At 61.2% G+C, this 20614-nt stretch carries 20 protein-coding genes and 1 other RNA gene; 11 read left to right on the forward strand and 10 right to left on the reverse strand.

Translation table 11 applies throughout. From position 1 onward, the window contains the following. Positions 1-839: thiamine pyrophosphate-dependent enzyme (locus AC1DJO_RS25620; RefSeq protein WP_477973572.1), on the reverse strand; the 839-nt coding region annotated here is incomplete at its 3' end. Positions 840-1181: 342 nt separating this feature from the next. Here AC1DJO_RS25620 and AC1DJO_RS25625 point away from each other — a divergent pair. The 3 genes from AC1DJO_RS25625 (at position 1182) to ssrS (ending at position 2067) form a co-directional block, all read left to right on the forward strand. Beyond that, positions 1182-1457 (forward strand): DUF4164 domain-containing protein, encoded by a 276-nt coding sequence (locus AC1DJO_RS25625; protein ID WP_112385709.1) that lies wholly within the window; start codon positions 1182-1184, stop codon positions 1455-1457. A 13-nt stretch (positions 1458-1470) separates the two neighbouring features. After that, positions 1471-1848, forward strand: coding sequence for a cell division protein ZapA (locus AC1DJO_RS25630; RefSeq protein ID WP_112385469.1), 378 nt, complete (start codon positions 1471-1473; stop codon positions 1846-1848). 60 nt (positions 1849-1908) lie between these two features. After that, a non-coding RNA gene (gene ssrS / locus AC1DJO_RS25635) (6S RNA) lies at positions 1909-2067 on the forward strand. A 10-nt stretch (positions 2068-2077) separates the two neighbouring features. Here ssrS and AC1DJO_RS25640 read toward each other — a convergent pair. Then, positions 2078-2230 carry a hypothetical protein gene (locus tag AC1DJO_RS25640; RefSeq protein WP_162698732.1) on the reverse strand — a complete coding sequence of 51 codons (153 nt, stop codon included), beginning with the start codon at positions 2228-2230 and terminating at the stop codon, positions 2078-2080. Positions 2231-2315: 85 nt separating this feature from the next. Here AC1DJO_RS25640 and AC1DJO_RS25645 point away from each other — a divergent pair, with 85 nt between their 5' ends. Beyond that, the gene (locus AC1DJO_RS25645; RefSeq protein WP_477973574.1) at positions 2316-3236 is read left to right on the forward strand and encodes a LysR substrate-binding domain-containing protein; all 921 of its coding nucleotides are present in this window, start codon (positions 2316-2318) and stop codon (positions 3234-3236) included. Positions 3237-3240: 4 nt separating this feature from the next. On the opposite strand, the gene AC1DJO_RS25650 is transcribed toward AC1DJO_RS25645, so the two are convergent. After that, entirely contained in the window at positions 3241-3642 is a 402-nt protein-coding gene (locus AC1DJO_RS25650; RefSeq protein ID WP_112538695.1) for a hypothetical protein, read from the reverse strand. 276 nt (positions 3643-3918) lie between these two features. On the opposite strand from AC1DJO_RS25650, the gene AC1DJO_RS25655 reads away from it, so the two are divergent. After that, positions 3919-5115, forward strand: coding sequence for an MFS transporter (locus tag AC1DJO_RS25655; protein ID WP_477973576.1), 1197 nt, complete (start codon positions 3919-3921; stop codon positions 5113-5115). A gap of 38 nt (positions 5116-5153) precedes the next feature. Here AC1DJO_RS25655 and AC1DJO_RS25660 read toward each other — a convergent pair whose 3' ends face one another. Further along, positions 5154-5480, reverse strand: a complete 327-nt coding sequence (locus AC1DJO_RS25660; protein ID WP_477973578.1) for an ArsR/SmtB family transcription factor — start codon at positions 5478-5480, stop codon at positions 5154-5156. Between the two features lie 56 nt (positions 5481-5536). On the opposite strand from AC1DJO_RS25660, the gene AC1DJO_RS25665 reads away from it, so the two are divergent. Continuing rightward, positions 5537-6031 carry an SRPBCC domain-containing protein gene (locus AC1DJO_RS25665; protein ID WP_477973580.1) on the forward strand — a complete coding sequence of 165 codons (495 nt, stop codon included), beginning with the start codon at positions 5537-5539 and terminating at the stop codon, positions 6029-6031. Beyond that, positions 6028-6402, forward strand: a complete 375-nt coding sequence (locus tag AC1DJO_RS25670) for a VOC family protein (RefSeq protein WP_477973582.1) — start codon at positions 6028-6030, stop codon at positions 6400-6402. The genes AC1DJO_RS25665 and AC1DJO_RS25670 overlap by 4 nt, the downstream gene beginning before the upstream one ends. A 1-nt stretch (position 6403) precedes the next feature. Here AC1DJO_RS25670 and AC1DJO_RS25675 read toward each other — a convergent pair whose 3' ends face one another. From AC1DJO_RS25675 to AC1DJO_RS25685, 3 genes are read right to left on the reverse strand one after another with little or no spacing between them, the layout of a single operon-like run. After that, positions 6404-8572 (reverse strand): glycosyltransferase family 2 protein, encoded by a 2169-nt coding sequence (locus AC1DJO_RS25675; protein WP_477973584.1) that lies wholly within the window; start codon positions 8570-8572, stop codon positions 6404-6406. After that, a complete protein-coding gene (locus AC1DJO_RS25680) occupies positions 8557-9846 on the reverse strand; it encodes a hypothetical protein (RefSeq protein WP_112538699.1) in 1290 nt (429 codons plus the stop codon). The genes AC1DJO_RS25675 and AC1DJO_RS25680 overlap by 16 nt, the downstream gene beginning before the upstream one ends. Positions 9847-9900: 54 nt before the next feature. Further along, positions 9901-11199: an HlyD family secretion protein gene (locus AC1DJO_RS25685; protein WP_477973587.1), complete on the reverse strand. Its 1299-nt coding sequence runs from the start codon at positions 11197-11199 to the stop codon at positions 9901-9903. 578 nt (positions 11200-11777) lie between these two features. Between AC1DJO_RS25685 and gnd the strand changes: the two genes are divergently transcribed. The 4 genes from gnd (at position 11778) to AC1DJO_RS25705 (ending at position 19223) form a co-directional block, all read left to right on the forward strand. After that, positions 11778-12797, forward strand: a complete 1020-nt coding sequence (gene gnd, locus AC1DJO_RS25690) for a phosphogluconate dehydrogenase (NAD(+)-dependent, decarboxylating) (protein WP_112385460.1) — start codon at positions 11778-11780, stop codon at positions 12795-12797. Positions 12798-12886: 89 nt separating this feature from the next. Then, positions 12887-15040, forward strand: a complete 2154-nt coding sequence (locus tag AC1DJO_RS25695; RefSeq protein WP_477973589.1) for a mechanosensitive ion channel family protein — start codon at positions 12887-12889, stop codon at positions 15038-15040. Positions 15041-15243: 203 nt separating this feature from the next. Next, positions 15244-17847: a bifunctional lysylphosphatidylglycerol flippase/synthetase MprF gene (gene mprF, locus AC1DJO_RS25700; RefSeq protein WP_477973591.1), complete on the forward strand. Its 2604-nt coding sequence runs from the start codon at positions 15244-15246 to the stop codon at positions 17845-17847. Continuing rightward, positions 17844-19223 (forward strand): virulence factor family protein, encoded by a 1380-nt coding sequence (locus tag AC1DJO_RS25705; RefSeq protein ID WP_477973593.1) that lies wholly within the window; start codon positions 17844-17846, stop codon positions 19221-19223. The genes mprF and AC1DJO_RS25705 overlap by 4 nt, the downstream gene beginning before the upstream one ends. A gap of 9 nt (positions 19224-19232) precedes the next feature. Here AC1DJO_RS25705 and AC1DJO_RS25710 read toward each other — a convergent pair whose 3' ends face one another. The 3 genes from AC1DJO_RS25710 to AC1DJO_RS25720 are packed head-to-tail and all read right to left on the reverse strand — an operon-like array spanning position 19233 to position 20608. Continuing rightward, complete coding sequence (locus tag AC1DJO_RS25710) at positions 19233-19796, reverse strand: DinB family protein (protein WP_477973595.1); 564 nt, start codon at positions 19794-19796, stop codon at positions 19233-19235. A gap of 30 nt (positions 19797-19826) precedes the next feature. Continuing rightward, the gene (locus AC1DJO_RS25715) at positions 19827-20045 is read right to left on the reverse strand and encodes a hypervirulence associated TUDOR domain-containing protein (protein ID WP_477973597.1); all 219 of its coding nucleotides are present in this window, start codon (positions 20043-20045) and stop codon (positions 19827-19829) included. A gap of 50 nt (positions 20046-20095) precedes the next feature. Further along, complete coding sequence (locus AC1DJO_RS25720; protein WP_477973599.1) at positions 20096-20608, reverse strand: NUDIX hydrolase; 513 nt, start codon at positions 20606-20608, stop codon at positions 20096-20098. Between the last annotated feature and the right edge of the window lie 6 nt (positions 20609-20614).

Below are 20614 nucleotides of genomic sequence, written 5' to 3' on the forward strand. Positions count from 1 at the left end.
GCTTCCCAGTTCAGAGCCTTGCGGGTAGCGGCGATTTCCTCGGCACCGAGCGGGTTGCCGTGAACCTTGTGGCTGCCCTGCTTGTTCGGAGCGCCGAAGCCGATGATCGTCTTGCAGGCGATGAAGGTCGGGCGGTCGGACTTGTGGGCGGCTTCGATGGCAGCGGCGATTGCTGCCTGGTCGTGACCGTCGACTTCGATCGTGTTCCAGTGAACCGCCTTGAAGCGCATGATCTGGTCGGTCGAGTCAGACAGGGAGACGGCGCCGTCGATGGTGATCGAGTTGTTATCCCAGAAGAGGATCAGCTTGTTCAGCTTCAGGTGACCGGCAAGCGCGATCGCTTCATGGCTGATGCCTTCCATCAAGCAGCCGTCGCCGTTGATGACATAGGTGTAGTGGTCCTGCAGGTCGGAACCGAATTCCTCGCGCAGCTTGCGCTCGGCGATCGCCATGCCGACAGCATTGGCAATGCCCTGGCCGAGCGGACCGGTGGTCGTTTCGATGCCGGTCGCGTGGCCGTATTCAGGATGGCCGGCGGTCTTCGAACCGAGCTGGCGGAACTGCTTCAGGTCCTCGATCGTCATGTCCGGATAGCCGGTTAGATAAAGGAGCGAATAGAGAAGCATCGAGCCGTGGCCTGCGGAGAGGACGAACCGGTCGCGGTTCGGCCAATGCGGCTTCTTCGGGTCGAAGCGGAGATACTTGCTGAAGAGGACAGTGGCGACATCAGCCATGCCCATCGGCATGCCCGGATGGCCGGAATTAGCCTTTTCGACTGCATCCATGGCGAGGAAGCGGATCGCATTTGCCATCCGGTCGTGTTGTTCAGGAGAGGTCATGGCTATTCCACGGGTTCCGGGTGTCGGGGGATGGCCTCGAGCCTTCTGAAGACCATCGATGAGAGCGGGGTGACACATAGCAGTTGGAACGGCCAAGTCAATAAATTGCAGGCCGAATCCGGGACGGGTGCGACGATTTTTAACATTTGACCATCAAATTTTACAAAAGACCAATTCACTGCAAAGACTGGGACTATTTCAGTCATCCACAGAATAGGGCCGGTGCCCCCATGCCGCCTTTATTGACGGGCAGTTGGCGAGCTGCATATCCTCTTGAAAACACTGAACCGGCACCGCTTGCCGATTCGAATGGTCTTCTGCGGGAACACCGGACTTAAGACAATGACGCCGACAGGCAACGCCATGGAAGCAGCGCTCAACGAGCTCAAACAGGCCATCTCAGGCCTGGAGAACGCCGTCGACATGCGCATCGAACGCCAGCGCGAGCAGGGCGATATCGAGGGCGAGGTACGGCGCGTTCATGCCGACCGCTCGAAACTGGCGCAGGAGCTGGATCAGGCGGAATTCCGGGCGAACCGCCTGGAAGAGGTCAATCGTGAGGTCTCCCGCCGGCTGGTAACGGCGATGGAAACCATTCGCGCGGTTCTGGACCGGTAAAGGAAGCAGCGACATGGCGCAGGTGACTGTTACGATCGACGGCAAGGCCTATCGCATGGCCTGCGAAGAAGGCCAGGAAGGCCATCTGACGGATCTCGCCAACCGCTTCGACGGCTATGTAGGCCATCTCAAGGGCCAGTTCGGCGAAATCGGCGATCTCAGGATCACTGTCATGGCCGGTATCATGGTGATGGACGAGATTGCCGAACTCACGCGCCGGGTGGCGGGTCTCGAGGCGGAGCTCGATGGTCTGCGCAGCAACCGTGATACGGTGCTTGCCGCGACCTCGCGCACCGAGGAGACGCTGGCATCGGCGCTTGGCGAAGTTACCAGCCGCCTGCGTAGCATCACCGAAAAGCTGAACGGCCGGACGCCTGCCGAGCTGAATTAATTCGCCGAAACACTGTCTTCTGCCACTGGCGCGGCCTCGAGAACGCCTTTATATATTGAAGGCGATCTGCGCCTCTCGACAGGAATCACAATCCCTGGGGCCATACTCGATCCAACGGGAGCTGTCCCTGACCAGGCTCGTGGGCCTGGACATATGGCGCCCACCTACGTTTGTAGGCACCCAGGATCGTAAACATCCACCGGTTGCCGCGGATCGCACTTTTTCCCCTTCACAGTTTCCCTTCCCCGATTGCCACGTCCTTCTTCAGGTGAGCGCTTAGGTCGTTGGCCTTGGCGGGGCGGGGCGGTTTGGCCGCCGATTTGGCCCGATATGGCTGAACCAAGCGCAGCAAGATATTCAGAAATTTCATGGAAACGGTCATGGTCTTTCCTTCCATGACGCCAATTTACTGCTGTGTAGTAGCGCAGTATAATGAAACTCCCTCCGCTCAATGGTGAAGGATTTTCATGCCAAATCGAGTTCTGCCGCCTGTCGCCACATTGCAGGCCTTCTGCGCAATTGCGGAAACCGGTGGCTTTGCCAAAGCGGCGGAGCGGCTAGGGCTGACGCAGACGGCGGTCAGCCACCAGATCGCGCAGCTGGAAGGCTGGCTTGGCGGGCGGCTTTTCGACCGCGGGCGGCATGGGGCCAGGCTGTCAGCTTTCGGAGCGAAGCTTCATCCGGAAATCTCCGCAGCGATGACCGCGCTGGAGACGGCCCTGCATCAGGGCCGTGCGGCAAGCCTCAATCCTTCGCTGGTCATTGCCACGACACCTGAATTTTCCAGCCAATGGCTGGCGCCGCGTCTGGAAGCCTTCTGCCGCCGTTATCCGAAGATTGAGGTGCGCACCGCGGTCACCTATCAGCGCCCCGATTTCACCAGCGTCGATCTGGCGATCTGGCTTGGGCATGGCGGCTCAGAGCTTGTGACCGAATCTTTATTGCTCGACGACGAATTCGTGGTGTGTGCGCCGGAAGTCTCCGCGCGGCTTCCGCGCCGGGGTGCGGTTCGTGCGGCACCTCTGCTTGCCTATCGCGGCATGCGTCATACCGTTCTCGATTGGCAGCGATGGTTCGAGCAGGTTGGTGGCGACCTGAATTCGCAGGAACTTGCCGGTTTCGATATTGGCGAAGCGGTGCGGGAAGCACAGGTCTTCGATACATTCGAGGAGATGCTGGAAGCCTGCGGCCGGGGCGAAGGCTTTGCGCTCGTTCGAAGTTCGCTGGTGGATGCAGATCTTCAGTCGGGAAAATTGGTGCGCTGTTTCGTCGAACAGCAGCCGGCGGCATTGAATTATGCGATGCTTTATCCGGCGGGCGCCCTGGAAAAATCGTCAGTCGCGCTCTTCAGGCAGTGGCTGCTCAGCCAGACAGGGCCGCAGCAATAGGTTCTTATTCGGCTGCAGCCAGATAGATGGTGTTCTGCGAGGATGCGGCGAGCGCCTGCACTCTTGCTTCGGCCTTGGCGATCAGCTGGTAGAACTCGTCCTGTGCATCGACATCGAGCTGGATGACGGCGTTGACGTCCTCCGGGGTATCGCAGACGCAGGCAACAGCCGATATCGGACAGATGCCGCCCGGATAGCGCTTTCCATTGCCGGTATAGGCGCGGCGGCCCCAGCGCTCAGAGAAAACTGTCTCTTCGCGGTCGAGATGCAGAATCGTGCCCTTGCAGGCTGTCACGATCGCAGCCTTGCCGTAAGCGAACCAGTGATAGTTCAGCTTGCGCAGGATATATTTGCCAGTGATGTCTTCTCCGGCCAGTTCGGCGGGATCTTGAATCATTCTGATCATAACGGCGTCCTCGAAGTTGCCTTCAATATCCGGTATGTCGGTTTCCGCCGCAAGTCGAAAAACATCAGGTTTTGTATAGACTTAGTCACAAACTATTTCCAATTTTTACAAACGGACCGCTGTCGCGCATGCCGGACTGAGTTCCATTTGGTGAATTGAATTCATAAGTGTTGGGATTTTCATCCGGATTATCGTCGTAATGGCGGTCGCCCATATTGTGAGCCGAACAATAATTTGCCGCGCCGTTCGGATGCGGCTTTCACATCGGATCTCATTATGCCCCTTGCACTTTTTGCTTTGACGATCGCGGCCTACGCGATCGGAACCACCGAATTCGTCATCGTCGGCCTGCTGCCGACCGTGGCCGATGACCTTCACATCACCTTGCCGCTCGCCGGCCTGATCGTCAGTGTCTACGCCCTCGGCGTCACTTTCGGTGCGCCCATCCTGACGGCGCTCACCGGCCGGATCGAGCGCAAGCCGCTGTTGCTCGGGCTAATGGCGCTGTTTGTCCTCGGCAATGCGATGGCCGCGCTCAGCCCCGGCTACCTGCCGCTGCTGGTCGCCCGTGTGCTGTCGGCCTTTGCCCATGGCGTGTTCTTCTCGGTCGGCTCGACGATCGCCGCCGGTCTGGTTCCTGAAAATCGCCGTGCCTCGGCCATTGCGATGATGTTCATGGGCTTGACGGTGGCGATCGTCACCGGCGTGCCGCTCGGCACGTTCATCGGCCAGACTTTCGGCTGGCGCGCGACATTCGCAGCCGTTGCCGGGCTGGGCGTCATCGCCTTGATTGCGATTGCCGTCCTACTGCCCTCGACGCTGACGAGAGCTGAACCGGCGACGCTGCGCCAGCAGGCGGGCGTCCTCGGTAGCGGGCGCCTGCTGATGGTGTTTGGAATGACGGCACTCGGATATGGCGGCACCTTCGTGGCCTTCACCTTTCTGGCTTCCATCCTGCAGCAGGTCACCGGCTTCTCGGCTTCCTCAGTTAGCCTCATCCTGGTGCTCTACGGCCTGGCGATCGCTGCCGGCAACGTCGTCGGCGGGCGGATCGCCAATCGGGATCCGGTGCGGGCGCTGACCTGGCTCTTCGTTGCCCAGGCCGCGGTTCTGGTGCTCTTCAGCTTCACGGCCGTCTCTCCCTGGCTGACGATCCCGACGCTGGCGGCGCTCGGCTTCCTCTCCTTCGCCAATGTGCCGGGCCTGCAGCTCTATGTCGTTCAGCTTGCCAAGCAGGTTCGGCCGGCAGCCGTCGATGTGGCCTCGGCCCTGAACATCGCCGCCTTCAACCTCGGGATTGCCGCAGGCGCCTGGATCGGCGGGCTGGTCGTGGAATCCCGTCTCGGCCTGCAGGCGACGCCATGGGTCGGCGCCATTCTGGTCGTTGGTGCGCTGCTTCTGACGCTGAAGAGTGCGGCTCTCGACCGGCGGGCGACGGTTCCGGCGGCGGAGCCGATGCGCAGGGCGGCCTGAACGGTCATGCAATCAACGGGCGCCTCGGCGCCCGTTTTCTATTGCGCTTCAAGATCGCTCTTCAACCGGTCGATAATCGAAAGCGCGTGCCCGGCATAGGCGCTGATCCAGCGGTCGTAGATGTGCTTGATCGGCAGGCTGTTGAGGTGGTTCCAGCGTTCGCGGCCCTCCTTCTTCGCGATCACCAGACCGGATTCCTCCAGAACCCTCAGATGCTGCATCACCGTGCAGCGGTCCATATCCGGAAAATTTTCGCAAAGCATGCCGGTCGTGCGCGGTCCGTCCTTCAAAAGGTCGAGGATCTCGCGGCGCCGGAAATGGGCGAGGGCCTTGAAGACAGGGTCGTTTTCCGATTCGCTTGACATGTTATGTTTTTATAACATAATGGCGCCGATCACAATGGAAAAGAGGAGGAAGTGCCATGTCCCTCGGTATTCGTGTCGGAGGCCGGATCGGCCGCCCTGCCGCGGAGGTTTTCGATGCGGTGGTCAATCCGAAAAAGCTCTCGGGCTATTTCACGACGGTCGGTGGCGCGAGCGCGCCGCTCGTCAAGGGAACCACGGTGACCTGGTGGAAGGACGCGCCGGTGGAGGTCGTCGATCTGGTGCCGGAGAGCCTGATCGTGCTGCGCTGGGACGGCGGAACGGATGCGGACAAGGTCCGCTACAAGACGAGGGTCGAAATGAAGTTCGAGGCGCTTGAGGATGGCGGCACGATGGTGACCATCTCCGAAGACGGCTGGCACGAAGACGAAGCCGGACGGCGCGGCACCTATCTCAATTGCGAGGGCTGGGCCAACATGCTGTGCTGCATGAAGGCCTTTGTCGAGCACGGCATCAACCTGCGCGATGGCATGTTCCTCAGCGAGATGCGCGGTGAGCCGGCTGAAGCGCCTGACTACGAGGCGCGGACATGAGCGCGGCTTTCGAGGGCGGCGTCGATGTCGCGATGAAGGTGCCGCCGCATCAATATCAGCCCGTCTTGAATTTCTACCGCGATGTCGTCGGGCTGAAGGAAATCGGCAATGAGGGTACGCGCGGTTTCGAACTCGGGCCGATCCGGCTTTGGATCGACGAGAGTCCGGGCATGAGCCAGGCGGAACTCTGGCTGGAGCTCTTCACGCCGGATTTCGGCCAGGCCGCAGAGCATCTTCGCCAGGCTGGCGTGACGCGCTGCGATGCCATCGAGCCGCTCGGCGAGAATTTTCGCGGCGGCTGGATCCTCAATCCAGCCGGCATCGTCCATATGGTGCGGGAGCCGGATACCTGGGAACCGCCCTCGGAGTGACCTATTCGGCCGCGGGCGGCAGCAATCCCTGGCCCGGCGCCGGCAATGCCCTTGATCCGCTCGCCAGGATGCCGCCCGGCGACGGGCGCCATCTGGAGCGGCGCACGGAGACGGTGTTGGCTGCCATCCGCGTCTGGCCGGAATAGGCGGACGGCTTCTGGAACATGCGGCTGAACAGGGCGCGGAGCGCTGCCAGCGGATAGGCCCTGCCCGGCATTGCTTCCGGCATCTCGCTGTAGAGCCGCTGGATCATCTTGCGCCGGACGATCGCCGGATGGGCGTGGATATCCTCGCTTTCGCGCCGTTCCTTCACCGCGACGACGGAGACGGTGAAGGACGACCGGTTCTGATCAATGCGGTCGATGCGTCCGGCAACGTCGAAGCCGGGGAAGGGCGAAAAGAGAAGCAGATCGCCGACACCGGCATTCATGCCGATGCGCGGCTGCTGCAGGCTGATTTCCGCCTGTGTCAGAGACAAGCTATCGACGGTGCAGGGCAGGGCCTGGCCGTTGCAGGTCATTGCCGTCTTGCGTCCGACCGGAAACTTGATGGCATCGAGCGGCTCGCGGGGCAGCTCGATACACACGAGCATCGAGACGAATGCATAGACCATCACCACCATGCCCCAGGCGACACTAAAGCTGTCGAGCCCGCTGTAGTTACTGAGTAGCGGTCCGTTCAGCATGCCGGTGAAGGTGAGAATGATGATCAGCGCGAAGGTGGTGGCGATCGGATAGAGGATATCGACGCGGGTGCGGTACTCGCCCTTCGCCGTCACCTTGAATGGCCGTCCGAAGGGGTGGGCGATGGCGTGGCAGATGGCGATGGTGATCGGAATGGCCGAGACCATCTGCGAGACCTCGGTGAACAGCGGCAGGCTGCGCCAGCCGGAGACCCAGGCGTGGAAGGTCCACATCGCGCCGACCATCGGCAGCGCATAAAGGAAGAAGGCTTCGGGCTCCATCAGGATCGCCGGCAGGCCGAGGAAATAGAAGAGGATCGGCGCTGCCATCAGAAGCAGCATGAACGGCCGGCAGAACCAGAACAGCAGCCCGTGGAAATAATGCAGCCGCTGCATCAGCGTGTAGCCGCGGCCGAAGAACGGCCCGTCGCGCAGCAAGGCTACCTGGATGGTGCCGAGACACCAGCGGCAGCGCTGGGTGATGTAGCCCGACAGGCTTTCGGCGGAGAGGCCGACGCTGAGCCGCTCGTTCAGCCAGCGCGTCCGCAATCCCTTCTGCATCAGGCGGTAGGTGAGATGAATGTCTTCGGTAACCGTCTCCTCGGGCATGCCGCCGATCAGTTCAAGGGCATCGCGCCTGACGACGCAGGATGTGCCGACGCAGAAGGCCGCGCCCCAGCCGTCCTTCGACGGCTGCATGACGTCGAAGAAGATGCGCTGGTCGTCGACCCAGGCTTTGGACGCCAGAAGGTTATGCTGCACCGGGTCGGCATTATAATAGAATTGCGGGGTCTGGATCAGGCCGATCTCGGGATCGACGAACTGGCCGATGATGCGCTTCAGGATTGGCCGCTGCGGCGCGAAGTCGGCATCGAGGATCAGGATGAAGGGGGCGTTGGTGATCTGCTTCGACCAGCGGATGGCATTGTTGATGTTGCCGCCCTTGGCGCCCTTGTTGTCGTCGCGCGTCAGATAGCGCACGCCGAGTTCGCCGCAGTAGTCGCGCAGCCATTCGCGCCGCCCGTCGTCGAGGATCCAGATGGTGAAGTTGCCGTAGTCGATCGCCTTGGCGGCGAGGATCGTCCGCTCCAGGATGGTGACATCCTCGTTGTAGGTGCAGATGAAGACGTCGACGGCCGGTGGCTTTCCCATGCGCGAGATCATCGCCTCGCTGGTATCGGCTGCTCCCGTATGGTCGGTTCGACGGAAGAAGAAGACGATCGACAACAGTGTGTAGAGAATGACCACGGCCTCGAAAGTCAGGTAGATGCGCGGCCAGATCGCGTAGGCGCTCCAGTCGAAAGCCGGCAGCGTCGTGGTCAGCCGGAAATAGACGTAGTTCGCAAGCATCAGGATCAGGATGGTGCCGAAGACGGCGCGGTCCTTGCTCCTGTTACTGTCGAGTAGCAGTGCGCAGCCCAGAATGAGGGCAAGCGTCACCAGCGAGAAGAGGATGGCATCCGAGAGAGTGACTACTTCTGGGGACATGGCTTTTCCTCGTTCTTAGCCGCAAAGGAATCTGCATTGAAGGGATTGAGCCTGAGCGCCGCGAGCACGGCCCATCCCGTCGCCCCGACATGGGGCAGGCGATAATATTTGAAGTCGCCGGGCTCGGAGTTCGGCCCGACCTGCAGCCCGGTGGTCAGCTGCTCGTCGACGGTGGCGTAGATCAGTTTCTCGGGTGAGATCTGGGCCGATATGGTCTGGAACAGCGGCTCCGCCTTCTGCGCATCGCCGACCATCTGATAGATCAGCGCAGCCTGCGCGGTGCCTTCCAGCCAGATGCCGTCGCGATCGTCGTTGAAGTCGAAGCCGCCGGGAACGCCGTGGTTGGCCTCGGTCCATTCGAGCACCTGCGGTGCCTTGGCGGCGAAATCCTTGACGGCGATCAGCGGCCAAAGCTCGGCATCGAGACCGGACATGTTGACGTTCGGCGCGTTGCTGTCCGGCACGCTGCCGATATAGAAGCGGCCCTCTGCCTTGTTCCACATGGCGTCGAGGAAGTCCTTGGCGCTCTCGCCGTCGTGCTCCCAGTCGCCGGCCTCGTCGATTGTCGCCAGCCAATGATCGGCAGCGTAGATATCGAGATTGTGCTCGGTGGATTTCCAGGTCATCCGGTCGGGCGTCGGCTCGTGGCCGAAGAAGCCGCCGAAATAGCCGGGGTTCTTGGGGTCGGCAGTCGAACGGTGGATGAAGTCCATGATCTTGCGGGCGCCGTCGAGATAAGCTGTCTGGCCGGTCTCGGAATAGGCGGCGAGCAGGCCCAGCGCGCCCCAGGCGGTGCTGCCGGTGGCGCTGCCGACCTGATAGCCGTCCTCGATCCAGGAATTGCTGGCCGTGCTCCAGTAGCCGGGAAGCAGCATGCCGTCCTTGCCTGTTATGACCGGCCCGGAGCGATAGGCGTTGCGCAGCCGTCCGTCGTGATAGTGGCGGTCGGTTTCCAGCGCCAGCACCAGCGCATCGGCGACGCGTTTGGCCTCCTTGGCGCGGCCGCAGCCATAGAGCGCCATCATCGCCAGCGCGTTGTCATAGGTGAAGCCGGTATTGTCGAGCGCCGGGTGCAGCTTCGAGCCGCCGTTTGCCGGTTCGAAACTTCGAAAGACGAAAGCCTGCTCCGGTTCGCCCGTCATCAGCGCGGCAAGGCCGTCGCAGAGCGTGCAGGCCAGTTCGTCATGTTTGCCTGCGGCCGCAGCAGGCGGTGGGCTGAAGGCAAATGCCGCCATGGCGAGCATCGCCGCTAGGAACGTTCTACGCAAAACCATATCAAAGTCTTCCCTGTTATCGCCGCTCGATAACGTGAAGCGAAAGCGCGCTTGTTACTGGTGGAGGCTCGCCATCTTGTGGCCCTTGTCGAAAAAGGCCGACGCGGAGAGCAGGCCGTCCGCCTCTGACAATTTGTCGACGGCCATTTTCGAATAGCGGGTGAGGCGCGCGACGACGGTCTCTCCAAGCGAGACAATCACGTCCTCACCGACATTGCATCCAAAGAACTTGTCGTTGTTCGGCTGTCCGGCAGCGGTCAGCTCGACAGGATCGTCATCGACCTTGACGAGGACATAGACCTCGTCGCCCTCGGCCTTCGGAAACTTGGCGAAATAGCGGTTCTGCTGGCCACTGTCGAAGTAGCGGACGATCTTGTAGACGTGGCCGCTTTTCTTGACGCCGAGCGAGCGGAAATTGACCATCGCCGGCGTGCCGATATCGAGGGAGGAGACGTCGCGGCTTCTGTAGACCGCCGCAGCGAACGCCTCGGTGCAGTCGAGAGACTTGGCGACCGCCTGACCCTGCATGACGAAATCGCCGAAGGAGGCGTCGACGCTGACGACCTGGCCGTGATGGTCTGCGACCACCTCGGCTGCCCCCGACTTGCCGAGCCGGCCTTCCTCGCGGTTGATTAGTTTCTCGACCTGCGCCTTGCGCTCGGTCATCTGATTGATCTCGATATTGTCTTCGGCGATGTCGCCGGCGAGCTTGGTGCGCTGCATTTCCAGCGTCAGCAGGTTGGCTGCGACCGTGCCGCCCGTATAGATGTCGCGGCTGACCAGCGACTGGACGATCTCGTTGCGCTTCAGTTCGCCGCGGGCTGCATCGAGCTCGCCCTGGGCGGCATTGCGTTTCTGCCGCTGCGGCTCGACACTCGCTTCGGAAGTCATCCCCTTCTTCAAAAGCACGGTGGCGCGCTGCAGCAGTGCATCCTGCTCGGCAAGCCGCGCCTCGTAGATCGAGACATTCGATTGAGCGTTGCTGATGACGGCGCCGAGCTCGCTCAGAACCCCGTCTTTCACATCCGATATCTGCGCCTTGACCTTGCTCAGCTGGTCGTTGCGCTCGGCAACCACGTTGATCGTGTTGTTGAGCTTCTCTGTCAGGTCGAGCTTCTCAAGCCGGAGACCGGTGAGAGACGTCTGATCCTGATTGGGATTGGAGACGGTTGCCGTCACGTCGCCGAGATTGACCACCTGGCCGACCTGAAGCGAAATCTTGTCGACGCGGCCGTAGATCGGCGAGGCGATCATCTGCACGGGCGCGTTAATCACCGCCTTCGGCGAAACGACGAAGAACTGGTTGGGTACCATGGACATGCCGATGGTGAAGAGCAGCAGGAATGCGAACAAATACCCGGCAATCCGCGAAGCGGACAGTATTCGTACGTCTTTTGGATGAATATTAATTGGTGTGGCCTTCATAGTCTTCAATCCTGAACTGACAAATCATAGATCGAAATTGAAGGGCACTTCCCCCGTTGTTTTTTTATTTAGTTGTTAATCAAAAAGTACCATCGAGATTTCGCCAAGGCAACTGCTCACCAAGTGCAAAATTTTGCGGGACAGTGTTGTGACGAAGATGAGCGATAAGTTAAGAATATGAAAAGAAACGGATTAATCAGCTTTATTTCGGGCATAGAAAATTTTCGTGACTGCTTTGATTGGCCGCTTGAAAGCATCCGCCGGTAACTGCGGCATGCTGCAATGCAACTGCCATACGTCTTTGCCGCCGGGCTCCGGGCGGCTCTTTTACTGAGTTTTTCACTCCGATTTTAACAGGGCTACACCCATTGCGCGAAACGTTTCGCGGTATGAAAGCAAGGCAGCGCGGTTTCATCTCCCGAATGTGACAGAGACTTCGCTTGCCTGCGGCGGCATGAGTGCTAATTTCCGGAATCATATCGATTAGATTCCCAGGAGAATATAAAATGCAGCTTGGCATGGTAGGTTTGGGCCGTATGGGCAACTACATGGTCCAGCGCTTGATGCGGGATGGCCATGAATGCGTGGTCTATGACGCGAAGCCGGAAAGTGTTGCGGACTTGACGGGCAAGGGCGCCACCGGAGCCAGCTCGCTGGAGGAGTTCGTTTCGAAACTGTCGCGTCCGCGCGCCATCTGGCTGATGCTGCCGGCTGCCATTACCGACAAGGTGATCGCCCAGCTTCTGCCGCTCCTGCATGATGACGACATCATCATCGACGGCGGCAACTCCTATTATCACGACGATATCCGCCGAGGCGCGGAGCTGATCACCAAGGGCATCCATTATGTGGATGTCGGCACCAGTGGCGGCGTCTTCGGTCTCGAACGCGGCTATTGCCTTATGATTGGCGGCGAAAAGGGCATCGTTCAGTCGCTGTCGCCGATCTTTGCATCGCTGGCGCCTGGCGTCGGCGACGTGAAGCCGTCGGAAAACCGCACCGCTGGCGAACACAGCACGGCCGAGCAGGGCTATCTGCATTGCGGTCCGCATGGCGCCGGCCATTTCGTGAAGATGGTCCACAACGGCATCGAATACGGCCTGATGGCCGCCTATGCCGAAGGCTTCAACATTCTGAAGAATGCCAATATCGGCGCGGCGACGCATGAAGCCGATGCCGAGACGGCGCCGCTCGCACATCCGGAACATTACCGCTACGACTTCAATCTGCAGGATGTTTCGGAAGTCTGGCGCCGCGGCAGCGTCATCACCTCCTGGCTGCTCGACCTGACGTCGGATGCGCTGCATGCCGATCCGGCTCTGGCGAAATATGCTGGCCGCGTCTCCGATTCCGGCGAGGGACGATGGACGATCATGGCGGCAATCGACGAAAGCGTTCCGACGCCGGTGCTGAGTGCTGCGCTCTACGGCCGCTTCTCGTCGCGCGACCAGGATGAGTTCGCCAACAAGGTGCTCTCGGCGATGCGTGCCGGTTTCGGCGGTCACGTCGAGAAGCCGAAGGCGTAAAGCCCAACAGGTACTCATATAGTCTTGAAGACCCGCGCTTTCCGAGCGCGGGTTTTTTCGTGCCCATTGCCTATGGCATCGCAAGCGATATGGTTGATTCCAGTCATACCGGAGGGCGTCGGGTGTTGGGTTCAAGGTTCGTGAGGGGGAGCCTCTGGGCTTGCCTGTTTTCGTTGACGATTTTTCTCGGCACTTCCGATGGCGCATACGCGCAGACCGCGCCGGCGCCACCCGCAGCCGATGCCGCCACGCCGCCCGACAAGGTGCGGCAGATGATGCAGCTGATGCAGGCGCCCGAGGTGCAGACATGGATGGCGTCACAGATGAAGACGGCGCCAGCGGCAGCGGCCGATGACGTCGGACAGATGTCGGTGCTGTCAGACCTACTTGCTCATGCGCGCCACCATGTCGAGATGGTCTCGGACGCGGCCATGGAACTGCCGCAGGAGGTCGAGGCGGCCGATGGCATCGTCGATCGCGAGGTCGAGCCGACGGGGCCGGGCTGGATCGCTGTTCAGGGCCTGACGCTGCTGCTGATCGGCACTTTGGCTGAGCTCTTGTTTCGTGCCACGACGCCGCGGCCGCGCATCCGCCGCTCCGATGTCGAGGAGCCAGCGGTCCTGCATCACGCTGGCGCCAATCTCTTCTATCGCGTGATCCCGGCCATCGTGTTTGCCATGGCGACGATCGTGCCGCTGGTTGCGTTCAGCTGGCCGCCGATCAGCCAGGCTATAGCGATTGCCGTTGCGATCGCGCTGATCGCGACCCGCTTCACCATTTCCATCGGCCGGATGCTGGTCGTGCTGGTGACGCTGCCGCGCGCCGACGGCGAGCGCGATATTTCCCGCGCCAAGGCGCTGTACTGGTTCCGGCGCTCGGCCATATTCGCCATCTACTTCGCCTTCGGCTGGGTGGTGATCCAGATCATGGAGCCGCTCGGCTTTTCAGTCGGTTCCCGCTTGTTCGTCGCCTACATCCTCGGGATCGGGCTCTTCCTGATTGCCGTCGAGGCGGTCTGGTCGCGCCCCAGCGATGGCGTCAGGCACAGCACGGCAACAGCCTGGTTTCTGACGATCTACTTCCTCGCGCTCTGGCTCCTGTGGGTTACCGGCTTCATGCTGCTGCTCTGGCTCGGCATCTATGCCCTGCTTCTGCCCAAGGTGCTGCGTGTCGCGACGGCTGCGGTCCGTTCGCTGCATCAGGCGGAAGCGGGTTTTCTCGCCAATCGCCGGATGGCGACCGTGCTGCTGGACCGCGGCGTTCGCGCCATCATCATCGCGGCAGCGGCGGTCTGGATGGGGCGGATCATGGGCTTTGCGGCAGACAGGATGGCGGCGGGCGACACCATGGTCGATCGCATCACTCGCGGCGCCATCGGCGGCATCGTCATTCTGCTTGCGGCTGACCTGCTGTGGCACATCGTCAAGGCCTATATCAACGGCAAGCTTATCGATTCACCRCTCGACGCTTCGGCTTCGGATGAAGAGAAAGCCAGGCGCGCGCGCCTGCAGACCTTGCTGCCGATCTTCCGCAATATCTTCGCGGTGGTCATCGCCGTCATCGCCGTTTTGATGGTCCTGTCCGGTCTGGGTATCGAGATTGGACCGCTGATTGCCGGCGCCGGTGTCGTCGGTGTTGCGGTCGGCTTTGGGGCGCAGACGATCGTCAAGGACGTGATCAGCGGCATGTTCTATCTTTGGGACGACGCCTTCCGGGTCGGCGAATATATCGAGAGCGGCAGCCACAAGGGCGTTGTCGAAGCCTTCAGCCTGCGCTCCGTGAAGCTGCGTCATCACCGCGGACCGCTGACGACCGTTCCGTTCGGCGAGCTCGGCGCGGTCAAGAACCTCAACCGCGACTGGACAATCGACAAGATCAGCCTGAACGTCACCTACGACACCGATCTCGTGAAGGCAAAGAAGGTCGTCAAGCAGATCGGCCAGCAGCTGCTCGACAACCCCGATTTCGGCCCGCACATCATCGAGACGCTGAAGATGAAGGGCGTTGAGCAATTCGGAGAGTTCGCCATCGAGATCCGGCTGTCGATGATGACCAAGCCGGGGGAGCAGTTCGTCATCCGTCGCAATGCGCTGGCGATGATCCGCAACGCCTTCAAGGAAAACGGCATCGAGTTCGCGGTGCCGACGGTGCAGGTTTCCGGCGACGGGCGGGACCACGAGGCGATGGCCGCTGCCGCACGCTATGCGGCCCAAGCGCGGGCAGGCGGCGAACCTGCCGCCTGACATCAGGAAGGGGTGCGACGGAATGCTACAAAAGCGCTGTGGAGGACTATGTCACCCAGCGCTAATTTTGCCCCAATTCGGGCCGATGAGGCGCGCTTGGCGGTAGCGGGGTAGCGCTGTCGGGGGCCGATAGAGCTTGCCTGCAGCATATGCTAGTTCTTTGCCGAACGACTCACGCCAAGCTGGCAGTCGGCAGGGGTAAGATGGCGAATCAAGGCAGTCTGGAAGAAATGGAAAGCGAGGAAGCCGGTGGCTTTCGGGGCTTTATCCGGCGTTACCGTACGCAGCTTGTCGCGGCAGCGACGCTTATCCTGTTTTGCATGGTCGGTTATGCGATCATGCAGCTCACCAATGAAGTCCGCTATGACGACGTCGTCCAAGCGCTTGCCGACACGCGCTTCAGCTCCATCCTGCTGGCACTTCTCTTTACAGGCCTCAGCTTCTTCGCGCTGATCTTCTACGATCTCAATGCGATCGAGTACATTGGCAAGAAGCTGCCCTTTCCGCATGTGGCGCTCACGGCTTTCAGCGCCTATGCGGTCGGCAATACGGCCGGCTTTGGCGCGCTCAGCGGCGGCGCGATCCGCTACCGCGCCTATTCGCGCCTCGGCCTGACGCCCGAAGATATCGGCCGCGTCATCGCCTTCGTGACGCTGTCCTTCGGTCTCGGTCTTGCCAGCGTCGCGGCGATCGCGCTGATGATCATCGCCGATGAAATCGGGCCGTTGATCAATACCAATGCGCTGCTGCTGCGGATCATCGCCGGGGCGATCCTGGCGGGGCTCGGCGTCATGGTCTATCTCGGGCGTGATGGCCGGGCGGTCGCTCTCGGCCCGATCGCCGTCCGCCTGCCGGATTCGCGCACATGGTCGCGCCAGTTCCTGGTCACCGCCTTCGATATCGCCGCGTCGGCAACCGTGCTTTATGTGCTGCTGCCACAGACGGCGATCAGCTGGCCGGTCTTCCTGGCGGTCTATGCGATTGCCGTCGGCCTCGGCGTTCTCAGCCATGTTCCGGCCGGTCTCGGCGTCTTTGAGACTGTCATCATCGCCTCGCTCGGCAGCGCGGTGAATATCGACGCGGTTCTCGGATCGCTGGTTCTCTACCGCCTGATCTATCATGTGCTGCCGCTGCTGATCGCCGTTCTGGCAGTGTCGTTGACCGAGCTTCGGCGGTTCGTCGATCATCCGGCCGCTTCCAGCATCCGCCGCATTGGCGGGCGCCTGACACCGCAGCTGCTGTCGGCCTTCGCGCTGATCCTCGGCGTCATGCTGATCTTCTCGAGCGTTACGCCGACGCCGGATGAGAATCTCGAATTCCTCGCCAATTATCTGCCTCTGCCGATCGTCGAGGGCGCCCATTTCCTGTCGAGCCTGCTCGGTCTGGCGCTCGTGGTTGCCGCGCGTGGTCTTGGCCAGCGTCTCGATGGCGCATGGCTGGTATCGGTGGTCTCCGCCGTTCTGGCGCTCACCCTGTCGCTGCTGAAGGCGATTGCGCTGGTCGAAGCGATCTTCCTCGCGATCCTGATCTTCAGTCTGTTCGTCAGCCGCCGTCTGTTCACGCGCCACGCCTCGCTTTTGAACCAGACGCTGACGGCGGCGTGGCTGATGGCGATTGCGGTCATCTGCGTCGGCGCCGTCGTCATCCTGCTCTTCGTCTATCGCGATGTCGAATACAGTAACGAGCTCTGGTGGCAGTTCGAATTCGCGGCCGAAGCGCCGCGCGGTCTGCGTGCCGTGCTCGGGATCACCATCATTTCCTCGGCGATCGCCATCTTTAGCCTGCTGCGCCCCGCGGCCTTCCGGCCGGAGCCGGCGAGCGAAGACGCGCTGCAGCGCGCCGTCGATATCGTCAGGGCGCAGGATTATGCAGACGCCAATCTGGTGCGCATGGCCGACAAGAGCATCATGTTCTCCGAAAAGGGCGATGCCTTCATCATGTATGGCCGCCAGGGGCGCTCATGGATCGCGCTGTTCGATCCGGTCGGCGAGCGGCATGCCATTCCGGAACTCGTCTGGAGCTTCGTCGAGGCGGCGCGGGCTGCGGGATGCCGCGCGGTCTTCTATCAGATCTCGCCTGCGCTGCTATCCCATTGTGCCGATGCGGGTCTGCGTGCATTCAAGCTCGGCGAGCTCGCCGTTGCCGATCTCGGCGCCTTCGAGATGAAGGGCGGCAAGTGGGCAAACCTGCGCCAGACGGCCAGCCGCGCCCAGCGCGATGGCCTGAGCTTCGAGGTCATACCGGCGGAAGAGGTGCCCGCCATTCTCGCCGATCTGGCTGCGGTCTCCAGCTCCTGGCTGGAAGACCACAATGCCAAGGAGAAGGGTTTCTCGCTCGGCGCCTTCGAGCCTGACTATGTCAATTCGCAGCCGGTCGGCGTGTTGAAGAAGGACGGCAAGATCGTCGCCTTCGCCAATATCCTCGTTACAGAAACAAAATCGGAAGGCACGATCGACCTGATGCGCTTCTCTCCAGAGGCGCCGAAGGGCTCGATGGACTTCCTCTTCGTGCAGATCATGGAATATCTGCGCGAGGAGGGATACCGCCACTTCAACCTCGGCATGGCACCGCTTTCCGGCATGTCGAAGCGCGAAACGGCCCCCGTCTGGGACCGCATCGGCAGCACCGTCTTCGAACACGGCGAGCGCTTCTACAATTTCAAGGGCCTTCGGGCATTCAAATCAAAGTTTCATCCGCACTGGCAACCGCGCTATCTTGCGGTTTCCGGAGGGGGCAATCCGATGATCGCGTTGATGGACGCGACCTTTCTCATCGGTGGCGGATTGAAGGGAGTCGTCAGGAAATGATCAGAAAATATATCCTCGCCGCAGCATGTGCCACGGCGCTTGCGTTTCCGGCCTATGCCGCCGACGAGAGCACGCAGGACTTCGAAACCGGGCTTATCCCGTCGCCGCACATCTTTCTGCCGAAGGGCGATGTGAAAGGCGCCGTGATGCTGATCTCGGATGCCGCCGGTTGGGGTGACAACGAGAAGACCGAGACAGACAAGCTGGTGGATGCCGGTGCCGTGGTGATCGGTGTCGACTTTCCGTCCTACATGGATGCGCTGCGCAAATACGATGCCAGCGATAATGACGGTTGCATCTATCTGGTCTCTGACATTGAGGCGCTGAGCCAGCAGGTTCAGCGCGCCGCCGGCAACAGCGCCTATCATCTGCCGATCATTGCCGGTGTCGGCGAGGGCGGCGCCCTGGCGCTGGCGATTGCCGCGCAGACCCCGGATGCGACGATCGGCCAGACGCTGGCGATCGATCCCGCGGCGGGCATTCCGCTGACGCAGCAGCTCTGCACGCCGGCCAGCAAGAAGACCGTCGGCGACCGGATGATCTACGGCCTGACCGAGGGCAATCTGCCGGATCCCGTCGTGGTGGCCCTGACGTCGAATGCACCGAAGGATGGGCGCGAGCATGTTGCGGAGCTGAAGAAGACGCATCCGGCGATCGATGTTCGCGATGCCGATGACGACGCGCAGACGACGCTGTCCGATACGCTTAACGACATGATCGACGCATCGGGCAATGCCGACAATCCGCTCGGCCTGCCGCTTGCGGTTCTCGATGCCAAGCCGGCGATGGATACGATGGCGATCGTCTATTCCGGCGATGGCGGCTGGCGCGATATCGACAAGGAAGTTGGCAGCAAGCTGCAGAAGGAGGGGATTCCCGTCGTCGGCATCGACTCGCTGCATTACTTCTGGTCGGAACGGAAGCCGCAGGAGACCGCCGACGATCTCGGCAAGATCATCGACCTCTACCGGAAGCAGTGGAAGGTCAAGCATGTGCTTCTGATCGGCTACTCGTTCGGCGCTGACGTGGTGCCGGCGACATACAAGCTGCTGAAACCGGCCGAGAAGGCGTCGATCGTCCAGATCTCGCTGCTGTCGCTGTCGCACGAGGTTGACTACGTGATCTCCGTCATGGGTTGGCTCGGCCAGAAGACCGACGGGGCCGGTGGCGATCCGGTCGCCGATCTGAAGGATGTCGATCCGAAGCTGATCCAGTGCATCTACGGCAAGGAAGACGATGATGAAGTCGCCTGCCCGGATCTCAAGCAGAGCGGCGCTGCCGTCGTTGAACTCGCCGGCGACCACCACTTCGACGAAAACTACGATCTGCTGACCAAGACGATCGTCGATGCGCTGAAGTCGCGGCTGAACGACTGAGTCTGGCGGTCAACGCATCAGCTTTTCCTCGCTCCAGCCGAGGGCGGCAATCTCGCCGCCCCGGAAACGGGCATCATCGTTGACAATGAATTCGTCGAGTTGCGGTGGGCGGACACTGGATTCCGCCAGCATCGCATGCACCTGGCCCCGATGATGGGTCTGGTGCTGGAAGAGGTGGCTGAGGATATCGTCCGCACGCTCCTCCTGAAACCGGCCGCCGCGATCCAGCCTGACGGTGGCCGCCAAGGTCTCCGGCGTCAGCGCCTCGCATAGCGCAACAAGGCGTGCATCGACATTCCGCTGCTCGGGGCTCAGCGCTTCAAGCGTATCGAACGGCTCTTCGATCTTCCATGCATCGGGTCCGAGGCTGCCGCCTTCCAGCCCATCCACGTAGAACCAGTCGACGGTGATGATGTGGTTCAGCGTCATCTTGATCGAAGGGAAAAAGCCGGTGCGATGGGCTTCGAACTCGCCCGGCTGCAGCAGGAGGCAGGCGTCGAGCAATCTGACATTGGCGAGCGCATTGTTATAGGCGAGCTTGCGGAAAGCCCGGCAGGGATCGAAAACGGTCATGTCATCTCCTGTCGGGCCGGTCATCGACCATCAATGAACCTTCCTGATTTCCGAGTGGCTCTTCAAGACCTTGCCGCCATCTTCCTGCTCGATCAGATAGGCGGGCTCCTCGCTGGTCGCCTTCCGCTTGATGTCGGCGCCCTCGATGGTGCGCTCGACGTCTTCGGTGAAACTCTTAGCGATCCTGCCCGTTCCCTTGCCTTTGCCCCATGTCCACTCGACGCTCGTGCCCGTCCTGTATTTCTGCATGGCGATGCTCCTTGTTCAGGATGCAATGCGCGGAGAAGGGGACAGTTCCCTCAATCGTCCCGGTCGAGGTCGCCGTCGCGCCAGACGACGTGGTGCGGTGCCGGAGGAAGCGCCTCGATCTCGTCGGCAATGAAATAGGGCGGAATATCAAGCGCCTTCAGCGCTTCGCGGGTGGCGGGCACCCATTTGAACTCCAGAATGCTCTTGCCGTCCTCGATCTGATGGACGATCTCGTTTGGCCGGAAGGGGAAGCTTTCTGGGACTTCCATCAGATAATAGAGCCCGAGTTCGTGCCAGTCGCGCTTCTCGAAATGGAAGAAATTCTCGACGATCCAGAGCAGGCGGCCGACCTCGACCGTTACACCGAGCTCTTCGACCATTTCCCGCCGCAGCGTTTCTTCCGAGGTCTCGCCAATCTCGGCGCGGCCACCCGGGAATGTCCAGAAATGTTCATGGACGGCCCGGTGAACGAGGACATGCTCATCACGGAAGCCTAGTCCGGCAATACGGTAGTTGAAGCGTCCGGCACTGCCATCCAGCCGGATCATCGTTCTCTTCGGCATCGGCGC

This window comes from Rhizobium sp. 05N430 (assembly GCF_056396985.1).

Bases quoted from the DNA above. Each gene is read 5' to 3' on its own strand.
- AC1DJO_RS25625 (WP_112385709.1), top strand. From the start codon at position 1,182: ATGACGCCGACAGGCAACGCCATGGAAGCAGCGCTCAACGAGCTCAAA.
- AC1DJO_RS25630 (WP_112385469.1), top strand. From the start codon at position 1,471: ATGGCGCAGGTGACTGTTACGATCGACGGCAAGGCCTATCGCATGGCC.
- AC1DJO_RS25640 (WP_162698732.1), bottom strand. From the start codon at position 2,230: ATGACCGTTTCCATGAAATTTCTGAATATCTTGCTGCGCTTGGTTCAG.
- AC1DJO_RS25645 (WP_477973574.1), top strand. From the start codon at position 2,316: ATGCCAAATCGAGTTCTGCCGCCTGTCGCCACATTGCAGGCCTTCTGC.
- AC1DJO_RS25650 (WP_112538695.1), bottom strand. From the start codon at position 3,642: ATGATCAGAATGATTCAAGATCCCGCCGAACTGGCCGGAGAAGACATC.
- AC1DJO_RS25655 (WP_477973576.1), top strand. From the start codon at position 3,919: ATGCCCCTTGCACTTTTTGCTTTGACGATCGCGGCCTACGCGATCGGA.
- AC1DJO_RS25660 (WP_477973578.1), bottom strand. From the start codon at position 5,480: ATGTCAAGCGAATCGGAAAACGACCCTGTCTTCAAGGCCCTCGCCCAT.
- AC1DJO_RS25665 (WP_477973580.1), top strand. From the start codon at position 5,537: ATGTCCCTCGGTATTCGTGTCGGAGGCCGGATCGGCCGCCCTGCCGCG.
- AC1DJO_RS25670 (WP_477973582.1), top strand. From the start codon at position 6,028: ATGAGCGCGGCTTTCGAGGGCGGCGTCGATGTCGCGATGAAGGTGCCG.
- AC1DJO_RS25675 (WP_477973584.1), bottom strand. From the start codon at position 8,572: ATGTCCCCAGAAGTAGTCACTCTCTCGGATGCCATCCTCTTCTCGCTG.
- AC1DJO_RS25680 (WP_112538699.1), bottom strand. From the start codon at position 9,846: ATGGTTTTGCGTAGAACGTTCCTAGCGGCGATGCTCGCCATGGCGGCA.
- gnd (WP_112385460.1), top strand. From the start codon at position 11,778: ATGCAGCTTGGCATGGTAGGTTTGGGCCGTATGGGCAACTACATGGTC.
- mprF (WP_477973591.1), top strand. From the start codon at position 15,244: ATGGCGAATCAAGGCAGTCTGGAAGAAATGGAAAGCGAGGAAGCCGGT.
- AC1DJO_RS25705 (WP_477973593.1), top strand. From the start codon at position 17,844: ATGATCAGAAAATATATCCTCGCCGCAGCATGTGCCACGGCGCTTGCG.
- AC1DJO_RS25710 (WP_477973595.1), bottom strand. From the start codon at position 19,796: ATGACCGTTTTCGATCCCTGCCGGGCTTTCCGCAAGCTCGCCTATAAC.
- AC1DJO_RS25715 (WP_477973597.1), bottom strand. From the start codon at position 20,045: ATGCAGAAATACAGGACGGGCACGAGCGTCGAGTGGACATGGGGCAAA.
- AC1DJO_RS25720 (WP_477973599.1), bottom strand. From the start codon at position 20,608: ATGCCGAAGAGAACGATGATCCGGCTGGATGGCAGTGCCGGACGCTTC.